The sequence below is a fragment of the Streptomyces sp. NPDC002076 genome, assembly GCF_053593835.1.
Map to the genome: position 1 here is coordinate 190,905 of NZ_JBSFDI010000010.1, position 23,731 is coordinate 214,635.

At 72.9% G+C, this 23,731-nt stretch carries 21 protein-coding genes; 12 read left to right on the top strand and 9 right to left on the bottom strand.

Features of this window, described 5'->3' with window-relative positions:
• The first annotated feature begins 96 nt into the window (after window positions 1-96).
• A complete protein-coding gene (locus ACWCQS_RS22545; protein WP_451006084.1) occupies window positions 97-741 on the top strand; it encodes a peptide deformylase in 645 nt (214 codons plus the stop codon).
• An 8-nt stretch (window positions 742-749) separates the two neighbouring features.
• On the opposite strand, the gene ACWCQS_RS22550 is transcribed toward ACWCQS_RS22545, so the two are convergent.
• Window positions 750-2,180, bottom strand: a complete 1,431-nt coding sequence (locus ACWCQS_RS22550) for a dihydrolipoyl dehydrogenase family protein (protein ID WP_451006085.1) — start codon at window positions 2,178-2,180, stop codon at window positions 750-752.
• 142 nt (window positions 2,181-2,322) lie between these two features.
• Here ACWCQS_RS22550 and trxA point away from each other — a divergent pair, with 142 nt between their 5' ends.
• Entirely contained in the window at window positions 2,323-2,706 is a 384-nt protein-coding gene (trxA, locus tag ACWCQS_RS22555) for a thioredoxin (RefSeq protein WP_451006086.1), read from the top strand.
• Between the two features lie 24 nt (window positions 2,707-2,730).
• Here trxA and ACWCQS_RS22560 read toward each other — a convergent pair whose 3' ends face one another.
• The 3 genes from ACWCQS_RS22560 to ACWCQS_RS22570 all read right to left on the bottom strand — a co-directional run bounded on the left by ACWCQS_RS22560 (window position 2,731) and on the right by ACWCQS_RS22570 (window position 6,126).
• On the bottom strand, window positions 2,731-4,167 hold the full coding sequence (locus tag ACWCQS_RS22560) for an aldehyde dehydrogenase family protein (protein WP_451006087.1): 1,437 nt from the start codon (window positions 4,165-4,167) through the stop codon (window positions 2,731-2,733).
• Between the two features lie 118 nt (window positions 4,168-4,285).
• Complete coding sequence (locus tag ACWCQS_RS22565; protein WP_451006088.1) at window positions 4,286-5,287, bottom strand: LacI family DNA-binding transcriptional regulator; 1,002 nt, start codon at window positions 5,285-5,287, stop codon at window positions 4,286-4,288.
• A 158-nt stretch (window positions 5,288-5,445) separates the two neighbouring features.
• Window positions 5,446-6,126: a TetR/AcrR family transcriptional regulator gene (locus tag ACWCQS_RS22570; protein ID WP_451006089.1), complete on the bottom strand. Its 681-nt coding sequence runs from the start codon at window positions 6,124-6,126 to the stop codon at window positions 5,446-5,448.
• 103 nt (window positions 6,127-6,229) lie between these two features.
• Here ACWCQS_RS22570 and ACWCQS_RS22575 point away from each other — a divergent pair, with 103 nt between their 5' ends.
• Window positions 6,230-6,793, top strand: a complete 564-nt coding sequence (locus ACWCQS_RS22575; RefSeq protein WP_451006090.1) for an NADPH-dependent FMN reductase — start codon at window positions 6,230-6,232, stop codon at window positions 6,791-6,793.
• Window positions 6,794-6,944: 151 nt separating this feature from the next.
• On the opposite strand, the gene ACWCQS_RS22580 is transcribed toward ACWCQS_RS22575, so the two are convergent.
• Window positions 6,945-7,940: a MarR family transcriptional regulator gene (locus ACWCQS_RS22580; RefSeq protein ID WP_451006091.1), complete on the bottom strand. Its 996-nt coding sequence runs from the start codon at window positions 7,938-7,940 to the stop codon at window positions 6,945-6,947.
• 56 nt (window positions 7,941-7,996) lie between these two features.
• Between ACWCQS_RS22580 and ACWCQS_RS22585 the strand changes: the two genes are divergently transcribed.
• The 3 genes from ACWCQS_RS22585 (at window position 7,997) to ACWCQS_RS22595 (ending at window position 11,705) form a co-directional block, all read left to right on the top strand.
• Window positions 7,997-9,268 (top strand): MFS transporter, encoded by a 1,272-nt coding sequence (locus ACWCQS_RS22585; protein ID WP_451006092.1) that lies wholly within the window; start codon window positions 7,997-7,999, stop codon window positions 9,266-9,268.
• 50 nt (window positions 9,269-9,318) lie between these two features.
• Entirely contained in the window at window positions 9,319-10,740 is a 1,422-nt protein-coding gene (locus tag ACWCQS_RS22590) for an amidase (protein ID WP_451006093.1), read from the top strand.
• Between the two features lie 518 nt (window positions 10,741-11,258).
• Complete coding sequence (locus ACWCQS_RS22595; protein WP_450981951.1) at window positions 11,259-11,705, top strand: type II toxin-antitoxin system PemK/MazF family toxin; 447 nt, start codon at window positions 11,259-11,261, stop codon at window positions 11,703-11,705.
• Here the strand turns inward: ACWCQS_RS22595 and ACWCQS_RS22600 are convergent.
• A complete protein-coding gene (locus ACWCQS_RS22600) occupies window positions 11,690-12,565 on the bottom strand; it encodes a TIGR02452 family protein (RefSeq protein ID WP_451006094.1) in 876 nt (291 codons plus the stop codon). The two genes, ACWCQS_RS22595 and ACWCQS_RS22600, sit on opposite strands and share 16 nt — an antisense overlap.
• Window positions 12,566-12,843: 278 nt before the next feature.
• On the opposite strand from ACWCQS_RS22600, the gene egtA reads away from it, so the two are divergent.
• Genes egtA through egtD form a run of 4 tightly spaced genes read left to right on the top strand, consistent with a single transcriptional unit; the run spans window position 12,844 to window position 17,283 of the window.
• On the top strand, window positions 12,844-14,178 hold the full coding sequence (egtA, locus tag ACWCQS_RS22605; protein ID WP_451006095.1) for an ergothioneine biosynthesis glutamate--cysteine ligase EgtA: 1,335 nt from the start codon (window positions 12,844-12,846) through the stop codon (window positions 14,176-14,178).
• Window positions 14,175-15,512 carry an ergothioneine biosynthesis protein EgtB gene (gene egtB / locus ACWCQS_RS22610; protein WP_451006096.1) on the top strand — a complete coding sequence of 446 codons (1,338 nt, stop codon included), beginning with the start codon at window positions 14,175-14,177 and terminating at the stop codon, window positions 15,510-15,512. The genes egtA and egtB overlap by 4 nt, the downstream gene beginning before the upstream one ends.
• Window positions 15,512-16,327, top strand: a complete 816-nt coding sequence (gene egtC / locus ACWCQS_RS22615; RefSeq protein ID WP_451006097.1) for an ergothioneine biosynthesis protein EgtC — start codon at window positions 15,512-15,514, stop codon at window positions 16,325-16,327. Before egtB ends, egtC begins: the two co-directional genes overlap by 1 nt.
• Window positions 16,324-17,283 carry an L-histidine N(alpha)-methyltransferase gene (gene egtD / locus ACWCQS_RS22620; RefSeq protein WP_451006098.1) on the top strand — a complete coding sequence of 320 codons (960 nt, stop codon included), beginning with the start codon at window positions 16,324-16,326 and terminating at the stop codon, window positions 17,281-17,283. The genes egtC and egtD overlap by 4 nt, the downstream gene beginning before the upstream one ends.
• A gap of 77 nt (window positions 17,284-17,360) precedes the next feature.
• On the opposite strand, the gene fumC is transcribed toward egtD, so the two are convergent.
• The 3 genes from fumC to ACWCQS_RS22635 all read right to left on the bottom strand — a co-directional run bounded on the left by fumC (window position 17,361) and on the right by ACWCQS_RS22635 (window position 21,697).
• A complete protein-coding gene (fumC, locus tag ACWCQS_RS22625) occupies window positions 17,361-18,842 on the bottom strand; it encodes a class II fumarate hydratase (protein ID WP_451006099.1) in 1,482 nt (493 codons plus the stop codon).
• Window positions 18,839-20,512 carry an NAD-dependent malic enzyme gene (locus tag ACWCQS_RS22630; RefSeq protein WP_451006100.1) on the bottom strand — a complete coding sequence of 558 codons (1,674 nt, stop codon included), beginning with the start codon at window positions 20,510-20,512 and terminating at the stop codon, window positions 18,839-18,841. Before ACWCQS_RS22630 ends, fumC begins: the two co-directional genes overlap by 4 nt.
• 600 nt (window positions 20,513-21,112) lie before the next feature.
• The gene (locus ACWCQS_RS22635; RefSeq protein ID WP_450981943.1) at window positions 21,113-21,697 is read right to left on the bottom strand and encodes a TetR/AcrR family transcriptional regulator; all 585 of its coding nucleotides are present in this window, start codon (window positions 21,695-21,697) and stop codon (window positions 21,113-21,115) included.
• A 162-nt stretch (window positions 21,698-21,859) separates the two neighbouring features.
• Between ACWCQS_RS22635 and ACWCQS_RS22640 the strand changes: the two genes are divergently transcribed.
• Together ACWCQS_RS22640 and ACWCQS_RS22645 are read left to right on the top strand one after the other, a co-directional pair.
• A complete protein-coding gene (locus ACWCQS_RS22640; protein WP_451006101.1) occupies window positions 21,860-22,819 on the top strand; it encodes an SDR family NAD(P)-dependent oxidoreductase in 960 nt (319 codons plus the stop codon).
• A gap of 122 nt (window positions 22,820-22,941) precedes the next feature.
• Window positions 22,942-23,706 carry an SDR family NAD(P)-dependent oxidoreductase gene (locus tag ACWCQS_RS22645; protein ID WP_451006102.1) on the top strand — a complete coding sequence of 255 codons (765 nt, stop codon included), beginning with the start codon at window positions 22,942-22,944 and terminating at the stop codon, window positions 23,704-23,706.
• The last annotated feature ends 25 nt before the right edge of the window (window positions 23,707-23,731 follow it).

Sequence of the window (23,731 nt, forward strand, 5' to 3'; positions counted from 1 at the left end):
GCCTGAGTCGGCGCCGGCGGGTCGGACCACGCTACTTCACGTCACCACGACCAGGGTGCACCCGTGGGCAGCCGGGTGGCATGGCATGCTGACGCGATGGCCCCTCTCCGTGATCACGCGCCGCTCGCCGAGCGGGTCGAGGAACTCCTCGCCGCCGGCGGCCCCTTGCCCATCGTCGCCGCCGGGCAGCCGGTGCTGCGGCGCGGCACCGAGCCGTACGACGGTCAGCTCGGCCCCGCCCTGCTGGCCCGTTTCATCGAGGCCATGCGCGTGACCATGCACGCCGCGCCCGGCGTGGGCCTTGCGGCACCGCAGGTCGGCGTGCCCCTGCGGATCGCGGTCATCGAGGATCCGGCGCCGGTGCCCGAGGAGGTCGCGGTGGCCCGGGGCCGGGTGCCGCAGCCCTTCCGTGTCCTGGTCAACCCGGTCTACGAGCCCGTCGGCACCGCTCGTGCCGCGTTCTTCGAGGGCTGCCTGAGCGTGCCGGGCTGGCAGGCGGTGGTGGCCCGGCACGCCGAGGTGCGGCTGCGCGGCGAGGACGAGCACGGGCGCGCGCTGGACGAGGTGTTCACCGGGTGGCCCGCCCGGATCGTCCAGCACGAGACGGACCACCTGGACGGCACCCTCTACCTGGACCGCGCCGAACTGCGCTCGCTGTCGACCAACGAGGCCGTCGCCGCGCTGTGGAGCGGGCCGACCCCGCAGACCGCGGCCGACGCCCTCGGCTTCGAACTGCCGTAATCCGCCGGTCATTTGTCGCGATAGGCCTCCAGCAGCCGCAGCCACACCTCGCTCAGCGTCGGGTACGACGGGACCGCGTGCCACAGGCGGCCGACCGGGACGCGGCCGGCGACGGCGACGGTCGCCGAGTGGATGAGCTCGCCGACGCCGGGGCCGACGAAGGTCACGCCGCGCAGGATCTCGTCCTCCAGGTCGACCACCATGCGGGCGCGGCCCTTGTAGCCGTCGCCGTACAGACCCGCGCCCGCTACGGCGGAGAACTCGACGTCGACGGCACGGACGCGGTGGCCGGCCTGTTCCGCCTCGGCGAGGGAGAGACCGACCGCGGCGGCCTCGGGGTCGGTGAACACCACCTGGGGTACGGCGTGGTGGTCGGCGGTGGCCATGTGCGCGCCCCAGGACTCGTCCTGCACGGGGTCGCCGGCCGCGCGGGCGGCGATGGCGGCGCCGGCGATGCGGGCCTGGTACTTGCCCTGGTGGGTGAGGAGGGCGCGGTGGTTGACGTCGCCGACCGCGTAGAGCCAGTCGGTGCCGGTGACGCGGAGGGTGTCGTCGACGTCCAGCCAGGAGCCGGGTTCCAGGCCGACGGTGTCGAGGCCGATGTCGTCGGTGTGCGGGATCCGGCCGGTGGCGAAGAGGATCTCGTCGGCCTCGATCCGGTCGCCGGCGGCGGTCACGGCCACGACGGTGCCGTTCTTCCGGGTGACGGACTCCACGGAGGTGCCGGTGCGGATGTCGGCGCCCGCCTGGGTGAGTGCCTCGGCGACCAGTTCCCCGGCGAACGGCTCCATCCGGTTCAGCAGCCCTTTGCCGCGCACCAGCAGGGTGACCTGGGAGCCGAGGGCTTGCCAGGCGGTGGCCATCTCGGTGGCGACGACACCGCCGCCGACGACGATCAGCCGGGCGGGGGCCGCCTTGCCGCTGGTCGCTTCGCGGCTGGTCCAGGGCTTCACCTCGTCGAGGCTGGGCAGATCGGGCAGCTGGGCCCGGGTGCCGGTGGCGACGGCGACGGCGTGCCGGGCGGTGAGGGTGGTGACCGTGCCGTCGGGGGCCGTCACGGTGACCGTGCGGGGGCCGGCGAGGCGCCCGTGGCCGCGGTACAGCTCGGCGCCGATGCCGTCGAGCCAGCCGACCTGGCCGTCGTCCTTCCAGTGGGAGGTGTACTCGTCCCGGCGGGCGAGGACGGCCGGGGTGTCGAGCGGCCCTTGGACCGACTGGGCGAGGCCGGGCAGCCGGCGGGCGTCCGCCTGGGCGATGACCGGCCGGAGCAGGGCCTTGCTGGGCATGCACGCCCAGTACGAGCACTCTCCGCCGACCAGCTCGCTCTCCACGACCGCGGTGGTGAGGCCGGCCGCGCGCGTGCGGTCGGCGACGTTCTCCCCCACGGGCCCCGCCCCGAGCACCACGACGTCGTACGCGATGGATTCCGTTTCCGTCATGGGGTCAGTCTGGTGGGTGGTGTGCGCGACGGCCACATGGGTACGCGCGCGGAACACAGACGTGCACGTGTGGAATAGGCGGTCCGGCGGCCGTGTTTCCGCCGTCGGCACACCCCCACACCAGGAATGAGGGACTCACGCCATGAGCAGCACCGTGGAGCTGACCAAGGACAACTTCGACCAGACGGTCACCGACAACGACTTCGTTCTGATCGACTTCTGGGCTGCCTGGTGCGGGCCGTGCCGCCAGTTCGCACCCGTGTACGAGAAGGCCGCCGAGGACAACCCGGACCTGGTCTTCGGCAAGGTGGACACCGAGGCCCAGCCGGAGCTGGCCGCGGCCTTCGGCATCCAGTCGATCCCGACGCTGATGATCGTGCGGGACAAGGTCGCCGTCTACGCCCAGCCGGGCGCCCTGCCCGAGCCCGCCCTGACCGACCTCATCGGGCAGGCCCGGAAGCTGGACATGGACCAGGTCCGCAAGGACATCGCGGCCCAGGAGGCCCATGGGGGCGCCGCCCAGTAGCCCCTGGAACGCGTACGGCCGCCCCTAGAAGGGGTACGGCGCCACGTCGCCGCGTACGGTCGTCCAGCGCAGCTCGGTGAAGGCGTCCAGGTTGGCCTCGCCGCCGAAGCGGGCGCCGGTGCCGGACGCGGCGACGCCGCCGAAGGGGGCCACCGCCTCGTCGTTCACGGTCTGGTCGTTGACGTGGACGATGCCGGTGGGGATCCGCTCGGCGAGGTCGAGGGCCCGGGCGGTGTCCCGGGTGACGATGCCCAGGGAGAGCCCGTACGGGGTGTCCGCGGCGAGAGCCGCCGCCTCGTCGGCGGTGGTGAAGGAGCGGACCGGCGCGACCGGGCCGAAGACCTCCTCGGCGTAGGCTGGGGTGTCGTCCCCCGCGTCGGCCAGCACGGTCGGCCGGTAGAAGAGCTGTTCATGGGTGCCGCCCGCGGCGAGTTTCGCGCCGCGGGCGGTGCTCGCGCGCACCAGGCCGTCGATCTTGGCGAGCTGTCCCGCGTCGATGACCGGACCGAGGTGGACCTGCTCGCGGTGCGGGTCGCCGACGGTCAGCGAGTCGGCCTTGGCGGCGAGCCGTTCGACGTACTCGTCGTAGAGCGAGGCGTGCACGAGATGGCGGCCTGTCGTCATGCAGATCTGGCCCTGATGGAAGAACGAGCCCCAGGCCGCGGTGGAGATCACGGCGTCGAGGTCGGCGTCCGCCAGCACGATCAGGGCCGAGTTTCCGCCGAGTTCGAGGTGGGCCCGCTTCAGGTGGCGGCCGGCCGCCTCGCCGACCGCGCGGCCCGCCGCCGTGGATCCGGTGAAGGAGATGACGGGGACGAGCGGGTCCTCCACCAGCGCCCGGCCCGTCTCCGCACCGCCGGGCAGCACCTGCAGCAGGTCCTCGGGCAGGCCGGCCGCCGCGAAGACGGCGGCGAGCGCGAGGCCTCCGCAGACCGCGGTGCGCGGATCCGGCTTGAGGACCACCGCGTTGCCGAGCGCGAGGGCCGGCGCGACGGAGCGGATGGACAGGATCAGCGGCGCGTTGAACGGGGAGATCACACCCACCACCCCAACCGGGACCCGGCGCGTGTACGACAGCCGGGGGGCCTCGCTGGGCAGCACCTGGCCGGTCGGGCGGGACGCGAGGGCGGCGGCCTCGTAGCACTCCTGGGCGGCCACATGGAGTTCGAAGTCCGCCTTGCCCGGAATGGATCCGGACTCGCGCACCAGCCACTCGCGCAAGTCGTCGGCGTGCTCGGTGAACAGGTCCCCCGCCCTGCGCAGCACCTGGGCCCGCTGGAAGTGGGGTGCGCGGGCCCAGCCCGCCTGGGCGGCGCGGGCGTCCCGCGCCGCGCGGCCGACGTCCTCGGGGGCGGCGAGGGTGACGGTGCCGAGCGCGTCGCCGGTGGCGGGCTCGGTGACGGTGTGGGCGGGTCCGGCAAGGCTGCGGTCCTGCCAGGTCTTCGGGTCGAGCAGCGGCATACGGCTCTCCGATCGATCGCCGGGCGGTACGGAACTCCTGCCTCGACGCTACTTGGTTGAGCGCGAAACTACATCGCGACACGGAGATCCGGAAGGCGGGCTGCGGCCGGAGTCCGGGTCAGCTGGACTCGCGCGGCACCACCGTGGCGCCCAGGACCTTGTGCACCTCAGGTTCGCCGCCGGGGTCGCGGACCGCTCGGTCGACCAGTTCGGCGAGGTCGCGGCCCGAGGGCAGTTCGATGTGCACCGTGCTGAGGCGGGGCCGCAGCAGGCGGCCGAGCATCAGGTCGTCGGCGCCGATGACGGCCACGTCCTCGGGGATGCGCACACCCGTGTCCTGCAGGGCACGCATCAGGAGCATCGCGTACTCGTCGTTGTAGGCGAACACCGCGTCCAGCGCCGACTCCCGCCAGCGCGCGGCCAGTTGTGCGGCCGATTCCTCCGTGTAGGCGAGCGGCAGCTCCGTGACGGCGGCGTCCGTGCCGCGCAGCGCCCGGCGCACACCGGCGAGCCGGGGCCGGGAGTAGGCCTCCAGACCGGACTCCTCGGGCACCACGACACCGATCCGGCGTCGGCCTCTGGCGTACAGATGGGCGCCCGCACCCTCGCCGACGGTGTCGTAGTCCATGAGCATGGCATGGGCGCCGTCGACGCTTCCGGGGCCGAGGGTGACCACGGCCCGGGCACCGGAGCGCTTGAGGACCCCGACGCCCTGCGGCCCGAGTTCCGCGCCGGGCACCAGGACGGCGACCGGCCGCAACTCCGCCCAGGCGCGGGCGGCTTCGTCACTCTGGAGGCCGACGGTGCCGTACTGCACGACGGTGTAGTCGAGCCGGCCGAGCTCCCACTGCAGGTCGTTGAGGAATCCGCTGTAGAGCGGGCCCACCGGGATCGCCGGGGCGGGTATGAGGACCATACGACTGTGTCCGGCACGCAGGCTGCGGGCGGCGGCATGGGGGACGTACCCCAGCTCCCGCGCGGCCTCGCGCACGCGGCGGCGCGTCGGTTCGCTGATGCGTACGGCGCTGGTGTTGTTGAGGACGTAGGACACGGTCGCGCGCGAGACGCCCGCCAGGCGGGCCACATCGGCACTCGTGGGCGTGTTCGGTATCTGCACCATGACAGACCGCATCTTGGCAGAGGGCCGGGGGCCGGGATGAGGCGGGGCGACGTGGTTCACCGTTCGACGACATCAGGTGGTGCGGCGCCGTGGTGAACCTGTTCGTCACGATCTCGTTCGCAACGAACATGAACGAACATGTTCGTCCGAACCGGCGCTCAGCGGGGCGGGCGGGTGCCCGTGACGCGGGCCACCAGGTCGATCCAGCCGGCCTCCAGGCGCTCCATGGGCATCCCGCACTGCTTGGTCTGGTGGTGGATCAGGGCCGGGTCCAGCGAGTTGAGCAGGGTCTGGGAGAGCAGTTCGCAGTCGGCGTCCGGCACGATCTGCCGCAGCAGCATCGTGACGTGCGTACGCAGCGCGGTGACCGCCGGGTGGGAGAACCGGCGGGTCGGTTCCGTCTGGGCGGCCAGCTGCAGGTCGAGCTGCTCGACCGAGCGGTACAGCACGGCCACCCCGAACGCCCGCAGGCGGTCCAGGGGCAGCGCACCGGGCCCCAGCGGCGGCGGCCCGCCCAGGAAGTCGGCCTGCAGCTTCCGGTCCGAGTGGTCGAGCAGGGCCATCAGCAGTCCCGTACGGTCGCCGAAGCGGCGGAAGACCGTCCCCTTGCCCACCTGCGCCGCCGCCGCGACCGCCTCCATGGTGACCCCGGCCACTCCGTGTTCCGCGATCAGCCGCGCGGCGGCCTCCAGCAGCCGGGCCCGGTTGCGCGCCGCGTCGGCACGCAGGCACGGCTCCTCGGGTCCCATGCCGACCTCAAGCAACTGAGGCACGTCAAGGGGCTCTTGAGGTGGCGGGAACGGCGGCAGAGGGCTGGGCATGAAGACAGCGTAAAGCATCGGGAAGAAAACTGGACCGCGGTCCGGTTACAGTGGTATCAAAGATAAGCGGACCTCGGTCCGGATCGTAACGACGATGTTTCAGCCCCCTGGAGTGTTCCCCATGTCTGTTCGCATCCTCGCGCTCGTCGGCAGCCTTCGTGCCGGTTCGACCAACCGCCAGCTCGCCGAGGCCGCTGTCAAGCTCGCTCCGGAGGGCGCCGAGGTCGTGGTGTTCGAGGGCCTGGCCGACGTGCCCTTCTACAACGAGGACATCGACGTCGAGGGCAGCGTCCCGGCCCAGGCCGCCAACCTGCGCGAGGCCGCGCAGGCCGCCGACGCCTTCCTGCTCTTCTCCCCCGAGTACAACGGCACCATCCCGGCCGTCCTCAAGAACGCCATCGACTGGCTGTCCCGCCCGTACGGCGCCGGCGCCTTCGGCGGCAAGCCCGTCGCCGTGATCGGCACCGCCTTCGGCCAGTACGGCGGCGTCTGGGCGCAGGACGAGGCCCGCAAGGCCGTGGGCATCGCCGGCGGCAAGGTGATCGAGGACATCAAGCTGTCCATCCCGGGCTCCCTGACCCGCTTCGCCGAGACCCACCCGGTCGACGACGCCGAGGTCGCCGCCCAGCTGACCGAGGTCGTCGCCCGTCTGCACGGCAACGTGGGCGAGGTCACGGCCGCCTGAGCCGCACGCACCGACAAGGGGCCGGATCCGTCCGGCCCCTTGTCGCGTCCGCGGGGCCGGGTCGAGGCCGGCCGGTCCCTCCACCGCCGGGACCGCGAAGCACTCCCTCCACACGGAGGCCCCCACACCAGGTGCTGGAGCGCGCTCGAAGTCAACGGCGGACAGGAGACCCGCCCGACACCAGCCGCTCGGCCAGCGCGCTGCGCCGGTACAGCACCCGGCGGCCGTCCCGGACGCGGGTCACCAGGCCTGTGGCGTCCAGTACCCGCAGGTGCTGGGAGACGGCGCTCGGGGTCACGCCCAGCCGGCGGGCCAGTTCCACCGTGGGCAGGGGTTCCGCGAGCAGCCGCAGCAAGGTGGTGCGGGGTGCGCCGAGCAGGGCGGTGAGCCCGGAGGCGTCGGGCGCGGGTTCCGGTTCCCACAGGGTGGCGGTGCCCCGGCCCGGGTAGGCGAGCATCGGCGGCGCGTCGGCGCTGATCGGGGGCGCCGGCTTGTGCGCGAACGCCGAGGGGACCAGCCGCAGGCCCCGCCCGGCGCCGTCGACCGCGTGCCGGCCGATCATCTTGTCGATGGTCAGGACGCCGTCCCCCCAGCCGAGGTTCGGATGCAGACCGGAGAACAGTGACCGCGCACCGCCGGTGGCCAGCCGGCCCGCCCGGTGCGTGATGTCGGCCTCCAGGAGGAGCCGGATCCGGGGCCAGTGGGGCTGCAGGGCCGTCTGCCAGTAGCGGTGCAGCAACGAGCAGAGGGCGTCGAGGAGTTCGAGGACGGGGCCGTCACCGGGCGCGCCGGCCCGCCGCAGTACGCCGGGGAGCGGACGCGGGGCGTGCGCGGCGCGCAGGTCGCGCCGTACGACCTCCGGGGGCGTGGCCCGTACGACGGCCAGTTCCTCCTCCAGCGTGGGGGCGTAGCCGGTGGGCCGGGGCGTCAGGAAGTCGGGCAGGGCCAGGGTCGGACCGACCAGGGCCGCCAGCAGGGGCAGATCGGCGGGGTCGAGGGCGGCGAGCACGGTGCGGCGCCAGCCGCGGTGGAGGGGGTGCAGGGCGGGGGCGCGCAGGACGCGCAGGCTCTCCATCAGCTGGCCGATCGGTGAGATCGCGAACCGGGTGTCGGCGAGGTCGTCGACCCCGAGCCGGAACCTGATCATTTAGCCCCCGGCTACATCCTTCGCCAACCGTCCGCGCAGGGCGTGGACTTCGGCACATGACGGAACTCCACACCGGGCAGCGTACTCCGCGGCTCGTTGCGCTGCTGGCGCTGGCCTGCGGGGTCGCGGTCGGCAACGTGTACTTCCCGCAGGCCGTGGCCCCGCTCGCGGCGGCGGGCCTCGGCGTCTCCCCCGGCACGGCGGCCGGGGTGGTGACCGCGACCCAGTTCGGGTACGCGGCCGGCATCTTCCTGCTCGTCCCGCTCGGCGACCGGCTGCCGCCGCGCCCCTTGCTGGTCACCCTGCTCACGCTGACCGGCCTCGGCCTGTGCGCCGCTGCCGCCGCGCCCGCGCTGCCGCCGCTGCTCGTGGCGAGCGTGCTGGTCGGCGCGAGCACGGTGATCGCCCCGCTGGCCGGTCCGCTGGCGGCCGGACTGGTCCCGCCGGAGCGGCGGGGCGTGGTCGGCGGCACGCTGCTGAGCGGCGCCCTCGCGGGCATGCTGCTGTCCCGCACGGCCGGCGGCGCCCTCGGCGACCGGCTGGGCTGGCGGGCGCCGTACGTCCTGGCAGCCCTGCTCACCCTCGCGGTGGCGCTGCTCCTGGCCCGCGCCCTCCCGAGCACGACGGCGCCGTCCCGGCAGCGCTACCTGCGGCTGCTTGCCGAGCCCGTCCGCCTCCTGTTCACCGAACCGGCCCTGCGCCGCTCCTCCTTCTACCAGGCGGCGGTGTTCGCCGGCTTCTCCGCCGTGTGGACCGGGGTGGCGCTGCTGCTGACGGGCCCGAGGTACGGGCTCGGCGCGGACGCGGTCGGACTGCTCGCGCTGGTCAACGCGGTGACCATGCTCGTCACGCCGGTCGCGGGCCGGCTGGTGGACCGGCGCGGCGCCGATGCGGTGAACCTGGTCTGCTTCCTGCTGGTCCTCGCATCCGCGGCGGTCCTCGCCCTCGGCGACCTCGGCGGCACCCCCGGCCTGCTGTCCCTGGTGGCGGGCACGCTGCTGCTGGACGTCGGCATGCAGTCCGGCATGGTCGCCAACCAGGTGCGCGTCTACGCCCTCGCCGCGGACGTCCGCAGCCGCCTCAACACCGCCTACATGACCTGCGCCTATCTGGGCGGCAGCCTCGGTTCCTGGCTCGGCTCCCGGGCGTACGCGGGGTACGGCTGGTCCGGGGTGTGCGCTCTGGTCGCGCTGCTGACCGGGCTGGGCCTGGTGCGGCACCTGGGCGCAGGGGCCGGGGGGCGGACGGTGGGCGCCGGCGGATCAGGAGGGGAGGTGTGCGGGGGTGGCACTCGTCCGGGCGAAAGCCGTACGGTTGCCGGGTCGTGACGTTACCGTTCGGTAGACATCGGTTCGGAGGTACCCGGAGGTGCCCGCCCATGACGTACGACCGTTCCGCCGGCCTCACCGAGACCCGGCGGGCGCTGGCCGACGGGAACGTGACCTCCCGTGCGCTGGTGGAACGCGCACTGGCCCGGATCGAGGCCACGCAGGGGACGTTGAACGCCTTCCGGATCGTGCGGGCCGAGGCCGCGCTCGCCGAAGCGGACGCCGCCGACCGGGAGCTGGCCGCCGGGACGCGGCGTCCGCTGCTCGGGGTGCCGGTGGCGGTCAAGGACGACATGGATGTGGCCGGTGAGCCGACCGCGTTCGGCTGCGCCGGCGAGTTCCCCGCGGTCGCCGAGGACGGGGAGGCGGTACGGCGGCTGCGTGCGGCCGGTGCCGTGATCGTCGGCAAGACCAACACGTGCGAGCTGGGGCAGTGGCCGTTCACCGAGGGACCCGCGTTCGGGGACACCCGCAACCCATGGCACAGCGCGCACACGCCCGGGGGGTCGTCGGGGGGCTCGGCCGCCGCCGTCGCCGCCGGACTCGTCCCCGCCGCGCTCGGCTCCGACGGCGCCGGCTCGGTGCGCATCCCGGCCGCGTGGACCGGTCTGATCGGCATCAAGCCGCAGCGCGGCCGGATCTCCACCTGGCCGCGCGGTGAGTCCTTCCAGGGCATCACGGTCAACGGCACCCTCGCCCGGACGGTCGCCGACGCGGCACTGCTGCTGGACGCGGCGAGCGGCAACCACGACCGGGACCCGCACCGGCCGCCCGCGCTGACCGTGGCGGACGCGGTCGGCCGGGACCCGGGCCGGCTGCGCATCGCGCTGTCCCTGAAGCCGCCGTTCACCGCCGTATCGACACGGCTGCATCCGGAGATCCGTGCCCGGGTCGTCGAACTCGCCGGGAAGCTCGCCGCGTTGGGGCACGAGGTCGAGGAGGCCGACCCACCGTACGGGCAGATCGGGCTGACCTTCGTGCCGCGCGCCACCGCCGGTATCGCCGAGCATGTCCGCGAGGCGCCCGACCCGGCGCTGCTCGACCCGCGCACCCGGGACGCGGCGCGACTCGGCCGGCTGCTCGGCGGGGCCCCGCTCAGGGCGGCCCGGCGTGCGGAGGCGGTGCTGCACCGGCGGATAGGCCGGTTCTTCGCGTCGTACGACGTGATCCTCGCGCCGACGACGGCCGCTCCCCCGCCCCGGATCGGCGCCCTGTACGGGCTGCGCGGGCTGGCCACGGACCGCGCGATGATCGCCGCCTGCCCCTACGCCTGGCCGTGGAACGTGCTGGGCTGGCCGGGCGTGAACGTGCCCGCCGGGTTCGTCGGTGACGGCCTGCCGGTGGGCGCACAACTGCTCGGGCCCGCGTACAGCGAACCTCTGCTGGTGTCCCTCGCCGCCCAGTTGGAGGCGGAGCTGCGCTGGCACGACCGGTGGCCGCCGGAGGCCGCCTCGGCGACGCGGGCCGCGTGACGGCCGCTTCGGGCGTATCAGGGGTTCCGGCATCGCTTCCCAGCCATCCACGCGCTTCCGGCACGGCGAGCCGACTGTCGGGAATCGCGGTGCCGTCACACTGTGAACAGGCCGACTCCCAGGGCGATCAGCGCGATGACCTTCAGGAGTTCCAGCCGCGGTTCGATCACCCGCACCCGTGACCGCCCGCACGCGCCACGGCCCAACCACCCGCACCCCTGACCGTCCGCACGCCACAGCCTCGGCCACCGGCACCTTGACCGCCCGCACGCCACAGCCCCCAAGCGCCACCACATCACCGGCCCCGCGCGGCAAAGTCCGCTCCACCGGCGCGCGACCGGCCTCGCTCTCGCTCCTCAGCCGCACAACTCCCCGACAGCAGCCGCCCCTTGTCCTGCGGAAGCTTCTCCCTACCCTTCTCCCTACCCGGCGGCAGGCGCCCCTTGCTCTGCGGAAGCCCCTCACTGCCGGTGGCAGCCGCCCCTTGCCCCGCGCGATCTTCCCACTAGGGTGCCTCCGTGACCACGTTTACCGATGAGAACGTCCCCGGCCGCTACGGCCCCCACGCGACCACCGAGGCGGACCCGCACGAGGTCGGCCGGGTGCGCACCGAGTACTCTCCCGCCCACGACGGCGACCCGGACCCCGGCGAAATCGTGTGGACCTGGGTGCCGTTCGAGGAGAACGACGGCCGGGGCAAGGACCGCCCGGTGCTGGTCGTCGCCCGGGAGGCGGCCGGCACCCTCCTCGCCGTGCAGCTGTCCAGCAAGCGGCACGACGGCGACCGGGAATGGGTCGCGATCGGCAGCGGGCCGTGGGACCGGTCGGGCCGGGACTCATGGGTGGACGTGGACCGTGTCCTGCGGCTCCACGAGGACGGCATGCGCCGGGAGGCGTGCGCGCTGGACCGGATGCGCTTCAACCTGGTCCGGCAGCGGCTGCACGAGCGCTACGGCTGGACCTGACCGGCGTACGGCGCGTCGGTCCGGGATTCCGGGAACGCCCGGGCGAACGCCTCGCGCACCACGGTTCCCGGCGTCCGGTCCAGCACCCCGAAGACCACGTGCTCGAACGTGCGGGCGAACCGGCCGCCGGGGCCGAGCAGGGTGCGGAACGCACCCGCGACCTGCACCGGGTCGTTCCGGAAGACGCCGCAGCCCCAGGCGCCGAGCACCAGCCGGCCGTAGCCGTGGGCGGCGGCCGTCTCCAGTACGCGCTCGGCCCGCCGCGCCAGGACGGTCTGCAGTTCGCCGGCGCGCTCGGCCGCCGTGCGCCGTACGACGCCCGCGTTCGGGGCGGCCGCGGTCAGGAAGCCCGCGAGGTACGGCTCGGCCAGCAGTCGGCCCCGGTCGTCACGGAACACCGGGACGGAGGGGCTGTGGATCACCCGGTCCGTGTAGAACGGGTCGCGGTGGGCGCGGTGATGGTCGTAGAACTCCCGGACCTCCAGCAGGCAGGCGTACAGCGCGGAGGCGCGGCACAGGGCTTCCTCCTGGGCCTGGGCGCCGTTGAGATAGCCGCCGCCGGGATTGCGCGCGGAGGCGAAGTTCAGGACGGCGACCGGGGCGCCGGCCAGTCGGTGCGCGGCCTCCAGACTGCTCTCCCCGGTGACCTCGACAACGGTGTCCGCCGCGAGTTGCGCGCCGGTCCCGGCGTCACCCGGCTGCCGTAGGGAAACCGGCTCCGGACCGAACATCCGCGTCCCGGCCCGCGCGGCCTCGGTCTGCGCCGCGATCGACACCTCGCGACCGTCCGGGGCGCGATACCGGCCCGCCGCCACGATCTGCTCCGTCTCCGCGGCGATACCGCGCAGGCGCGCGCTCATGGCGCCACCCCCGTGGGCGCCGTGTCCGCGGCCTGCGCGGTCTCCCCCGTCGTGCTCATGCACGCATCCTGGGTGATGCTGGTGATGCGGTGCAACGGAGTTTCCCGTCCCAGGAACGGTCCGGAGAACGCATACGGAAACGGAGATGACCGAACCGGAACGTCCCCAGGGGCACCCTTGTGCGAATCGGCGCGAGGGTCTTGGGTGGAACGAGTGCCTGCCCGGCCCGACGATCGAACCGGGCCGGAGGCATGGTGGAATCTCAGGAGGATCCCGACATGTCCGATTCTCAGAGTGACGGTGGCGACTGTACGGAGCATCGCACCGCCGTCACCGAAGCCGAGGTGGAGGCCCTGGTCCGGGGCATCTGCTTCAAGACCGGGCCGCCCCGCTCGCTCGGTGTCGAGCTGGAGTGGCTCATCCATGAGCTGCGGATGCCGCAGCTCCCCGTGACACCCGAACGACTCGAAGCGGTGTACGCCGCGCTGCGGGCCCTGCCCCTGCGGTCGCCGCTCACCGTGGAACCCGGCGGCCAGCTGGAGCTGAGCTCGCCGCCCGCCGCCTCCCTGATGGAGTGCATCGGCACCGTCTCCGCCGATCTGGACACCGTCCGCGCCGTCCTCGCCGAGGAAGGGCTCGGTCTGGTCGGTATCGGCCACGACCCCTGGCACACCCCCCGCCGGTTCCTGCACGAGCCGCGCTACGACGCTATGGAGACCTGCCTGGACCGCACCGGTCCGGCGGGCCGGCACATGATGTGCGCCTCCGCCTCCGTGCAGGTCTGCGTGGACGCCGGCCACGAGGAGCCGGGCCCGCTCGGGTACCGGCGCCGCTGGTGGCTGGCCCATCAGCTGGGGGCGGTCCTGGTGGCCGCGTTCGCCAACTCCCCGCTGCTCGGCCACGAGCCCACGGGCTGGATGTCCACCCGGCAGCTGATGTGGATGGAGATCGGTGCCGGGCGGGCGGGCGCTCCCCCGCTGGAGGGCGAGCCGCGTGCCGCGTGGGCCCGGCATGTGCTCGACTCACCGGTGATGTGTGTGCGCCGGGACAACGGGCCGTGGCACGTGCCCGAGGGGCTCACCTTCCGGGAGTGGACCCGTTCCCGGTCGCCCCGGCCACCCACCCGGGCGGATCTGGAGTACCACCTGACCACGCTGTTCCCGCCGGTCCGGCCGCGCGGCCACCTGGAGTTGCGGATGATGGACGCGCAGCCCGGCGACGACGGCTGGATCGTGCCCCTCGCGGTGACGGCGGCGCTGTTCGACGACCCGGCGGCCGCCGAGACGGCGTACCGCAGCGTCAAGCGCCTCGCGGAGCGGGGCCTGAACCTCCCCGCCCCGCACAACCCGCTGTGGACCGACGCGGCCCGCCTCGGCCTCGCCGACCCGGAGCTGCGCGAGGTCGCCACCGCGTGTTTCGCGGCGGCGCTGCAGGCCCTGCCCCGGATCGGCGCCACCGCCGAGGTCACCGGCGCGGTGGCCGCGTACCTGGACCGCTATGTCGCCCGAGGCCGCTGCCCGGCCGACGACCTGCTGGACCGGCCGGCGGGCAGGCGCCTGCGCCCGTCCCGGCCCGGCCGCACCGCCCATGGGAGGAAGGACATCCGCACATGACCGCCCCCGAGACCGACACCTCGACGACCGAGGTGGACACCGAGACGCTGCGCGAGCGGGTGCTGGCCTCCCTCACCACCGCACGGGACCGCACCACGCTGCTGACCACCTGCGTCGAGGAACCCGATCTCACCGCCCAGCACTCGCCGCTGATGTCCCCGCTGGTGTGGGACCTCGCGCACATCGGCAACCAGGAGGAGCTGTGGCTGCTCCGGGCGGTCGGCGGCCGGGACGCCATGCGGCCCGAGATCGACAGCCTGTACGACGCCTTCGAGCACCCGCGCGCCGAGCGGCCCTCGCTGCCGCTGCTGCCGCCCGCCGAGGCCCGCCGGTACGCGGCCGAGGTGCGCGGCCGGGTCACGGACCTGCTGGCGGGCGCGGACTTCCACGGCACCCGGCTGACCGAGGCGGGGTTCGCCTTCGGAATGATCGCCCAGCACGAACAGCAGCACGACGAGACGATGCTGATCACCCATCAGCTCAGAAGGGGCCCGCAGGTCCTCACCGCCCCGGACCCGGAACCCGCCCCGCTGTTCACCGGTCCGGCCGAAGTCCTCGTTCCCGGCGGCCCGTTCACGATGGGCACCTCGGCCGAGCCATGGGCGCTGGACAACGAACGCCCGGCGCACGCCCGGGAGGTGGCGCCGTTCTGGATCGACACCACCCCGGTGACGAACGCGGCGTACCAGGCGTTCATCGCGGACGGCGGCTACGACACCGAGCGCTGGTGGACCCCGGGGGGCTGGGCCCACATCAAGCAGCACGCGATCACCGCGCCGCTGTTCTGGCGCCGGGACGGCGGCCGCTGGCTGCGGCGGCGCTTCGGCCTCACCGAGGCGGTCCCGCCCGACGAGCCGGTGCTGCACGTGTGCTGGTACGAGGCCGACGCCTACGCCCGCTGGGCCGGGCGGCGGCTGCCCACCGAGGCGGAGTGGGAGAAGGCCGCCCGGCACGACCCGGCCACCGGCCGCTCCATGCGCTATCCGTGGGGCGACGCGGACCCGGCACCGGAGCACGCCAACCTGGGCCAGCGGCACCTTCGGCCCGCGCCCGCCGGCAGCTACCCGGCCGGGGCATCACCGCTCGGCGTACGCCAGTTGATCGGTGACGTGTGGGAGTGGACGGCGAGCGACTTCCTGCCCTACCCGGGCTTCCGGGCCTTCCCGTACAAGGAGTACTCGGAGGTGTTCTTCGGCTCCGACCACAAGGTGCTGCGCGGCGGTTCCTTCGCCGTGGACCCGGTGGCCTGCCGGGGCACGTTCCGCAACTGGGACTACCCGATCCGGCGGCAGATCTTCTCCGGGTTCCGCACCGCGCGCTCGGAGGCCGTCTGATGTGCCGTCATCTGGCCTATGTGGGGCCCGAGGAAACGCTCGGCCGGCTGCTCCTGGAGCCGGAGCACAGCCTGGTGCGCCAGTCGTGGGCGCCCCGGCGGCAGCGCTACGGCACGGTCAACGCGGACGGCTTCGGGGTCGGCTGGTACGCCCAGGACGACCCTCTTCCGGCGCGTTACCGGCGGGCCGGGCCGGTCTGGGCGGACCTGTCCTTCGCCGACCTGGCCCGGGTGGTGCGCTCCGGCTGCGTCCTCGCCGCCGTACGGGACGCGACGCTCGCGGGCGCCGACGCCGAGGCCGCCGCGGCGCCCTTCGCCTCGGGCCGGTGGCTTTTCAGCCACAACGGCGCCCTCGCGGGCTGGCCCGACTCGGTCGCCCCGCTGGTCTCCGCGCTGCCCCCGGTCGAGCTGCTGTCGCTGCAGGCCCGCACCGACTCGGCGTTCGTCTGGGCGCTGGTACTGCACCGGCTGCGCTCGGGTGACGAGCCCGACCAGGCCCTCGGTGAAACGGTTCGCCAGCTGGCCGGGGCCGCCCCGGCCTCGCGGCTCAACCTGCTGCTGACGGACGGCGCGACGATCGCCGCCACCGCCTGGGGCGACACCCTCTGGTACCGCACGGAGCCCGGCCTGAGCACGGTCGTCGCCTCCGAGCCCTACGACGACGACCCGCTCTGGCAGGAGGTTCCCGACCGCACCGTGCTCACCGCGAGCCGCGCCGGCGTGCTGCTCGCACCACTGGAGGATCCCGCGTCCTCCCCCACTCTCGACTCCGCTCGAGCGGGGGGACCCCCATCATCGAAGGAGCCCTGTACGTGAGCCCCCTGCACGTCACCCGCACCCTCCCCGAGGACGCGACGGACGCCGCGCTGCGCGCCGACGTCCTGCACGGCCTCACCGTCCAGCCGAAATGGCTGCCGCCCAAGTGGTTCTACGACGCCCGCGGCAGCGAGCTGTTCGAGCAGATCACCGAACTGCCCGAGTACTACCCCACCCGCGCCGAGCGGGAGATCCTCGCCGGCCGGTCCGGCGAGATCGCCGCGGCGAGCGGTGCCCGCACGCTGATCGAACTCGGCTCGGGCTCCTCGGAGAAGACCCGCTTCCTCCTCGACGCGCTCGCGCCCGCGGCGTACGTCCCGGTCGATGTCAGCGAGAGCGCCCTCACCCAGGCCGGACAGGCGCTCGTCGAGGACCGTCCGGACCTCGACGTGCACGCGCTGATCGCCGACTTCACCGCCCCGATGGCGCTGCCCGCGACCCCTGGTCCCCGGCTGCTGGCCTTCCTCGGCGGCACGATCGGCAACCTGCTGCCCGACGAACGCGCGAAGTTCCTGGCCTCCGTGCACTCGCTGCTCGCCCCCGGCGACGGGCTGCTGCTCGGCACGGACCTGGTCAAGGACGAACGGGTGCTGGTCCGGGCGTACGACGACGCGGCCGGGGTGACGGCGGCGTTCAACAAGAACGTGCTGTCCGTGGTCGACCGGGAGCTGGGCGCCGACTTCGATCCGGACGCCTTCGACCATGTGGCCCTCTGGGACGCCGAGCACGAGTGGATCGAGATGCGGCTGCGCTCCCGTACCGCGCAGACCGTGAAGGTGCCCGCGCTGGACCTGGCCGTGGACTTCGCGGCGGGCGAGGAACTGCGCACCGAGGTGTCCGCGAAGTTCCGCAGGGAGGGTGTGGCCGCCGAACTGGCGTCTGCGGGACTTGAGTTGACCCACTGGTGGACGGACGCGCAGGGCCGCTTCGCGCTGTCGCTGAGTGTGGTGCGATGAGTGTGGCCCGGTGAGTGCGGGGGTCGCCTGCCCGTGCGCCGCGCCCGCGGCCACGGCGGCGGCCCCCGCAGACTCTTCTAGGCCTGACCGACCATGGCGGCAGGCCTGACGATGCGGTCGAAGTCCTCGGCGCTGATGTAACCGGAGGCCAGTGCCGCCGCGCGCAGAGTGGTGTCCTCGTCGTCGGCCTTGTGGGCGATGGCGGAGGCCTTGTCGTAGCCGATCACGGGCGAGAGGGCCGTGACCAGCATGAGGGACCGGTCGACGTAAGCGTCGATCTGGTCCCGGTTGAGCTCGGTGCCCTCGATGCAGTACTCGCGCATCTTGGTGCAGGCATCGGCGAGGATGGTGGCCGCGTGCAGGAAGTTGTTGATGATGACCGGGCGCATGGCGTTGAGCTCGAAGTTGCCCTGTGTGCCGGCCAAGGCGACGGCCTCGTCCTCGGACAGCACCTGGATGCAGACCATGACCATCGCCTCGCACTGGGTCGGGTTGACCTTGCCCGGCATGATCGAGGAACCGGGCTCGTTGGCCGGCAGGACGAGTTCGTCGAGGCCGCAGCGGGGTCCGGAGGCCAGCCAGCGGATGTCGTTGGCGATCTTCATCAGTGGCACGGCCAGGGCCCGCAGCCCGGCGGAGGCGGCGACCATGGCGTCCAGGCCGCCCTGGGCCGCGAACTTGTTCCGCGCGGTGGTGAACGGGTAACCGGTCGCGTCGGCGATCTCGGCTGCGACCTGCTCGCCGAATCCGGGTGGCGCGTTGAGCCCCGTGCCCACCGCGGTGCCGCCCATGGCGAGCTCGTACAGGCCCTCGGCGGATGTCGTGACCCGGTCGACGGCTTGTTGCAGCTGGTGGGCGTAGCCGGACCATTCCTGCCCCACGGTGAGGGGGACGGCGTCCTCCAGGTGGGTGCGGCCGATCTTCACCACGTCCTGCCACTGCCGCGCCTTGGTCTCGATGGCGTGCTGCAGCGCCTTGACGCTGGGCAGCAGGTGCTCGTGGATCTCCTTGACCGCGGCGATGTGCATGGCGGTGGGGAAGGTGTCGTTGGAGGACTGCCCCATGTTGACGTGGTCGTTGGGGTGAACCGGGGACTTGCTGCCCAGTTCACCGCCGACCAGCTGGATCGCACGGTTGCTGATCACCTCGTTGGTGTTCATGTTGGACTGCGTACCGGACCCTGTCTGCCACACGTACAGCGGGAAGTGCTCGTCCAGTTCACCCGCGATGACCTCGTCGGCCACCCGCTGGATCAGCCCGGCCTTCCAGGCGGGGAGCCGCCCGGCGCGCCCGTTGACGGCGGCGGCGGCCTTCTTGACGTAGCCGTAGGCGTGATAGACGGCTTTCGGCATCCGGTCGTCCCCGATGGAGAAGTGGATCAGGGACCGTTGGGTCTGGGCGCCCCAGTAGCGGTCCGCGGGAACGTCGATGGCTCCCATGGAGTCGGTCTCCCGCCGGGTGCCGGTCGCGTGCACTCCGATGGGGACGTCGAGGATCTTCGGGGCTTCCTCCTGACCCGCCGGCCCGGCCCGGCCGGCGGCGGAGTGAGGCGTGTTCATGCTGCGGCTCCGTCCGTGTAGACCGGCTGCCACATGGCCTCCCGGACAGCCTCCGCGATGTCGATCGGCTTGCAGGTGGCCACGCCGTCGTCGAGGGCCGCCTTGACCACCGCGGTCGCGGTGATGGCCGAGGACTCCCTGAGATCGCCCACGGGCGGCAGCAGGGAGGCGCCCGGCCCGGACGGGTCGACCTGGTCCGCCACCGCCTGTGCGGCCGCGAGCAGCATGCCGGCGGTCACCTGGGACGCACCCGAGACGATCGTGCCCAGGCCCAGGCCCGGGTACAACAACGCGTTGTTGGCCTGTCCGATCCGATACGTCACGCCCTCGTATTCCACGGGCTCGACAGGAATGCCGGTCGCGACGAGCGCCTTGCCCCTGGACCAGGCGATGACGTCGGCGGGCATGGCCTCGATCCGGGAGGTGGGATTGGAGATCGGGAAGACGACCGGCCGCTCGGTGCCCTCGGACATGGCCTCGACGACCTCGCGGGTGAACGCGCCGTGCGCGGTCGAAGTGCCCAGCAGGATCGTCGGCTGGACCCGCCGAACCGTTTCCAGCAGTGAGATCGCGCCCCCGTCCCTGGCCCAGTCGGCGGCCTCGGCCGGATCCCGCGCGTAGGGCTGCTGGAAGTCGCGTAGGTCGGACATGTCCCGGGTGAGCAGCCCCTGCTTGTCGACGAGCCATACCTGAGCGGCGGCTCGCTCCGGATCCGCGCCGTCGCGGACCATCGCGTCGCGCAGCTGGTCGGCGATGCCCACCCCGGCTGTTCCGGCACCGAAGACGACAAGCTTCTGGTCCCGCATCCGCACGCCGCTGACTTTGACGGCGGACAGGGCGGCGGCCAGCGTGATGGCTCCGGTGCCCTGCATGTCGTCGTTGAAGATCCGGTAGCGGCCGCCGTACTGCTCCAGGATCCGCCGCGCGTTGCTCGGCCCGAAGTCCTCGAAGTGCAGGAGCGCGCCGGGGAAGGCGGACGATGCCGTCTCCAGGTATCTCTCGATGAAGGCGTCGTAGTCGGCGCCGCGGACGCGGGGGTGCCGGTTGCCCAGGTAGAGCGGGTCCTCCTGCAGCGATGTGCGGTCCGTGCCCACGTCCAGCGACACTGGTACGACCCGGCGCGGGTCGATGCCGGCGGCCGCGGTGTACACCGCGAGTTTGCCGACCGCGATCTGGATCCCGCCCACGCCCCAGTCGCCGATGCCCAGGATCTGCTCCGCATCGCTGCACACGATCAGATCGACGTCCTCGGGCCCGAGTTCGAGCGTGGCGAAGGCCTTCTCCATGTCGTCGGGCCGGTCGATGGACAGAAAGAGTCCGCGCGGGCGCCGGTACTCGTGGGAGTACTTCTCGATCGCTTCTCCCACGGTGGGGTCGTAGACGATCGGCAGCAGCTCGACGAGGTGCTCGGTGAGGAGCTTGAAGTACAGGGTCTCGTTGCGGTCGTGCAGCTGTTCCAGATACACGTTCTTGGCGAGGTCGCTGCCCTGAACCTGCATCTGCTGGTAGGCACGCTGGGCCTGCCGCTCCAGCGTGAGCACTCCCGACGGCAGGCGCCCGGTGAGGCCGAGGGCGTCGCGTTCCTCGGGGGTGAAGGCCACGCCACGATTGCGCAGCGGATCGACGAGGACGCCGGGGATGGCCGGGGTCCGCGCGTGGCTCTCGGTCATGAAAATCTCCCTCTGTGCGAACGCCGGGGATGGCTCTGCCCGGGGAGACTGCGCGGACACCTCATGTCACGCGGGAGTACGGCCTTGATCTGCACCTGTGCTGGCCGGACCGGCCCCGGGGCCCGGCGGGAATGTGGAGGTCCGAGGCTGGCGTCCCCGTGGACGCGGTCACTCGCCGAAGCTCGCTCGGCGGGCCGGCCACGCACGACGCGGTGACTGCCTTGTCGGTGCCGGAGTACGCATTCAGGCTAACGGTCGGCCGCCGGGCCGCGCGAGTTCACGACTGCGGCGTCGGGCGCGCGGTCCGCGGTCGCCGCGGCGCCGAGGCCGTCCTGGCGGGCCTGGGCGGCCGGCCGTCCCGCTTGTTCCGGTCCGGCATCCAGCGGCAGTCCGGGCCCTCGACCACGCCGCCGGTGACCACGCCGGCGCACGGTCATCGGCTCGCGATCAACTGCCTGATACGGCTCGAGTGCCTGCCGGGCCCGCAGGCCGCCGCTCGTCACCGCCCCGGCCGGAACGGCGTGGCCGGCGGCTGAGCGCCGACCGTCCGCCGCTGCTCCATGCACACGGGTCCGGAGTCACGAGGCGCGGCACCTCGCGTCAGTTCTTCACGATGCCGTACAGGAGCAGGTCGATGAGTCTGGTGGCCAGTTCGCGCTGTTCCTCACCGGCGGCCATGAGACTGATCCCGCCCAGGGCCATCAGCACGTCGCGGGCGTCTACCCCCGACCGTGCCGCCGACTGCCCCTCCACGGCGGAGAGCAGGTGGGCGATGGCGTCGGCGAGCAGGGCCCGGGTGTGCAGCTTCTCACTGTCGTCGGTGAGCACCACGGCCAGCGCGTCGGCCATGCCCTCCTTGGCGATCATGAAGTCGATGAAGCGCTCCATCCAGGTCCGCAGTGCGTCCACCGGCGGCTCCGTGGCCGTGAGCTGCTGTGCCGCCTCGCACAGCCGCTGCACCTCCTGGCGGTAGATCGCCTCGATCAGGAGCTCCTTGGACGGGAAGCGGCGGTACAGAGTGCCGACGCCGACTCCGGCGGCGCGGGCGATGTCCTTGACCGAGGCGCTCGCTCCGTCACGGGCGAAGGCGGCGGCGGCCGCCTCCAGCAGCCGGTCCTCATTTCGTTGCGCGTCGGCGCGCAGCGGCCTGCGCTGCGCCGCCGAGCCCCCCTCGATGCCGGTCACTGCCGCCTCCCTTTCTCACCACACTTGCAAGCGGAACCGGTTCCGCTTACTCTCGAAGGCGTAACCGGAACCAGTTCCGGATTTGAGGGTACGACGCCCCGTGTCTCCGCGCCACCGCGCGTGCGCTCGCCTCCCGATCCCACCGTCTTCTCGGAGAGCCTCATGATCCACGACCTCGTCACGACCCCGTTCGGTGCGCAGACGACCGCCGCCGAGGTGCTGGCCGGCGTCGACCTCGGCGGCCGGCGCGTCATCGTCACCGGAGGAGCCTCCGGCATCGGACGGGAGACCGCGCGAGTCCTGGCCGCTGCCGGCGCCGAGGTGACCATCGGCGTCCGTGCCCCGGCCACGGGCGCACAGGTCGCCGAGGAGATCGCACCGGCAAGCGGCCCGGGGACGGTGCGCGCCGCGCAGCTCGACCTCGCCGACCAGGCCTCGGTGCGGGCCTTTGTGGAGGCATGGCGGGGCCCCCTGCACATCCTGGTCCTCAACGCCGGCGTGATGGCCTCGCCGCTGGAGCGGACGAGGGAGGGCTGGGAAATGCAGTTCGCCACCAACCACCTCGGCCACTTCGCCCTCGCCACCGGCCTGCACAGCGCCCTGGCGGCGGCCCACGGCGCACGCGTGGTCGCCGTCAGCTCGGTCGGCCACGTCAACGGCGACGTACTGTTCGACGACATCAACTTCGAACAGCGCCCCTACGACCCGTGGGCGGCCTACAGCCAGTCCAAGACCGCCAACGTCCTGTTCGCGGTCGAGGCGGGCCGCCGCTGGGCGTCCGACCTGATCGCCGTCAACGCCCTCAACCCGGGACGCATCACCAGCACCCGGCTCGGCCGCCACATCGGGGACATCTCGAACAGCCCGACCTCGTTCGACCCCACCAGCACCGACGTGTCCTGGAAGAACATCGAGCAGGGCGCCGCGACCTCGGTGCTGCTCGCCGCCTCCCCGCTGGCCGAGGGCGTCACCGGCCGGTACTTCGAGGACTGCAACGAGGCCGGCCCGCACCGGCCGGGTGTGCGCCGCGGAGTTGCCGCCCATGCCGTGGACCCGCACCACGCGGCCCGCTTGTGGCAGGTCTCCCTCGACATGCTCGCCGACTCCGCCACGACCGCCTGACGACGACGTCACACGCCGAGCCGTCACGGACCCGAAGCTGCCGTTCCGCGCAGTCACCGGCCCTGATCCATCCCGTTCCATCTCGAACTCGATCAATCTCGATCCGTATCAAGGAGACAGTCATGTCCGCACGTCTGCAGAACACCGTGGCCCTGGTGACCGGCGCCAGCAGCGGCATCGGCGAGGCGACCGCCCTGAGCCTGGCGGCCGAGGGCGCCGCCGTCGCGGTGGTCGCCCGGCGCCGTGACCGACTGGAGGAACTGGCCGACAGCATCCGCGCCGAGGGCGGGGCGGCGTTCGTGGTGGAAGCCGACATCACGGAGCAGGAACAGGCGACGGCCGCCGTGGAGCGTGTGGTGGCTGAACTCGGTCGCCTGGACATCCTCGTCAACAACGCGGGTGTGGGCATGGCCGGACCGGTTCTGAACGCGCCGGCTCAGGAACGGGAGCGCATGCTGACGGTGAACCTCCACGGCCTGCTCCATGTCACCCACGCGGCACTGCCGCACCTGTTGAGGGCGGCGGAGGACTCGCCCCGCCGAGTCGCCGACCTGGTCAACATCAGCTCCACCGCGGGGCGTGTGGCCCGGCCGGGCACGGCGGTCTACAGCATGACGAAGTTCGGCGTGAACGGGTTCACCGAGGCCCTGCGCCAGGAGGTCATGCGGCAGCGACTGCGCGTGAGCGTGGTCGAACCGGGCACGGTGGACACCGAGTTCGTCACGCACTCGCGGGACGAGATCAGGGCGTCCCTGGACCAGCAGCTGGCCGGGATGGAGATGCTGCGTCCCCAGGACATCGCGGACACCGTTGCGTTCGTCGTCACTCGCGACCGCCGGGTCTCCGTCAACGAGGTCCTCGTCCGCGCCTCCGAGCAGACCTGGTGAGCGCCACCCGCCCTGCGTGCGGGCG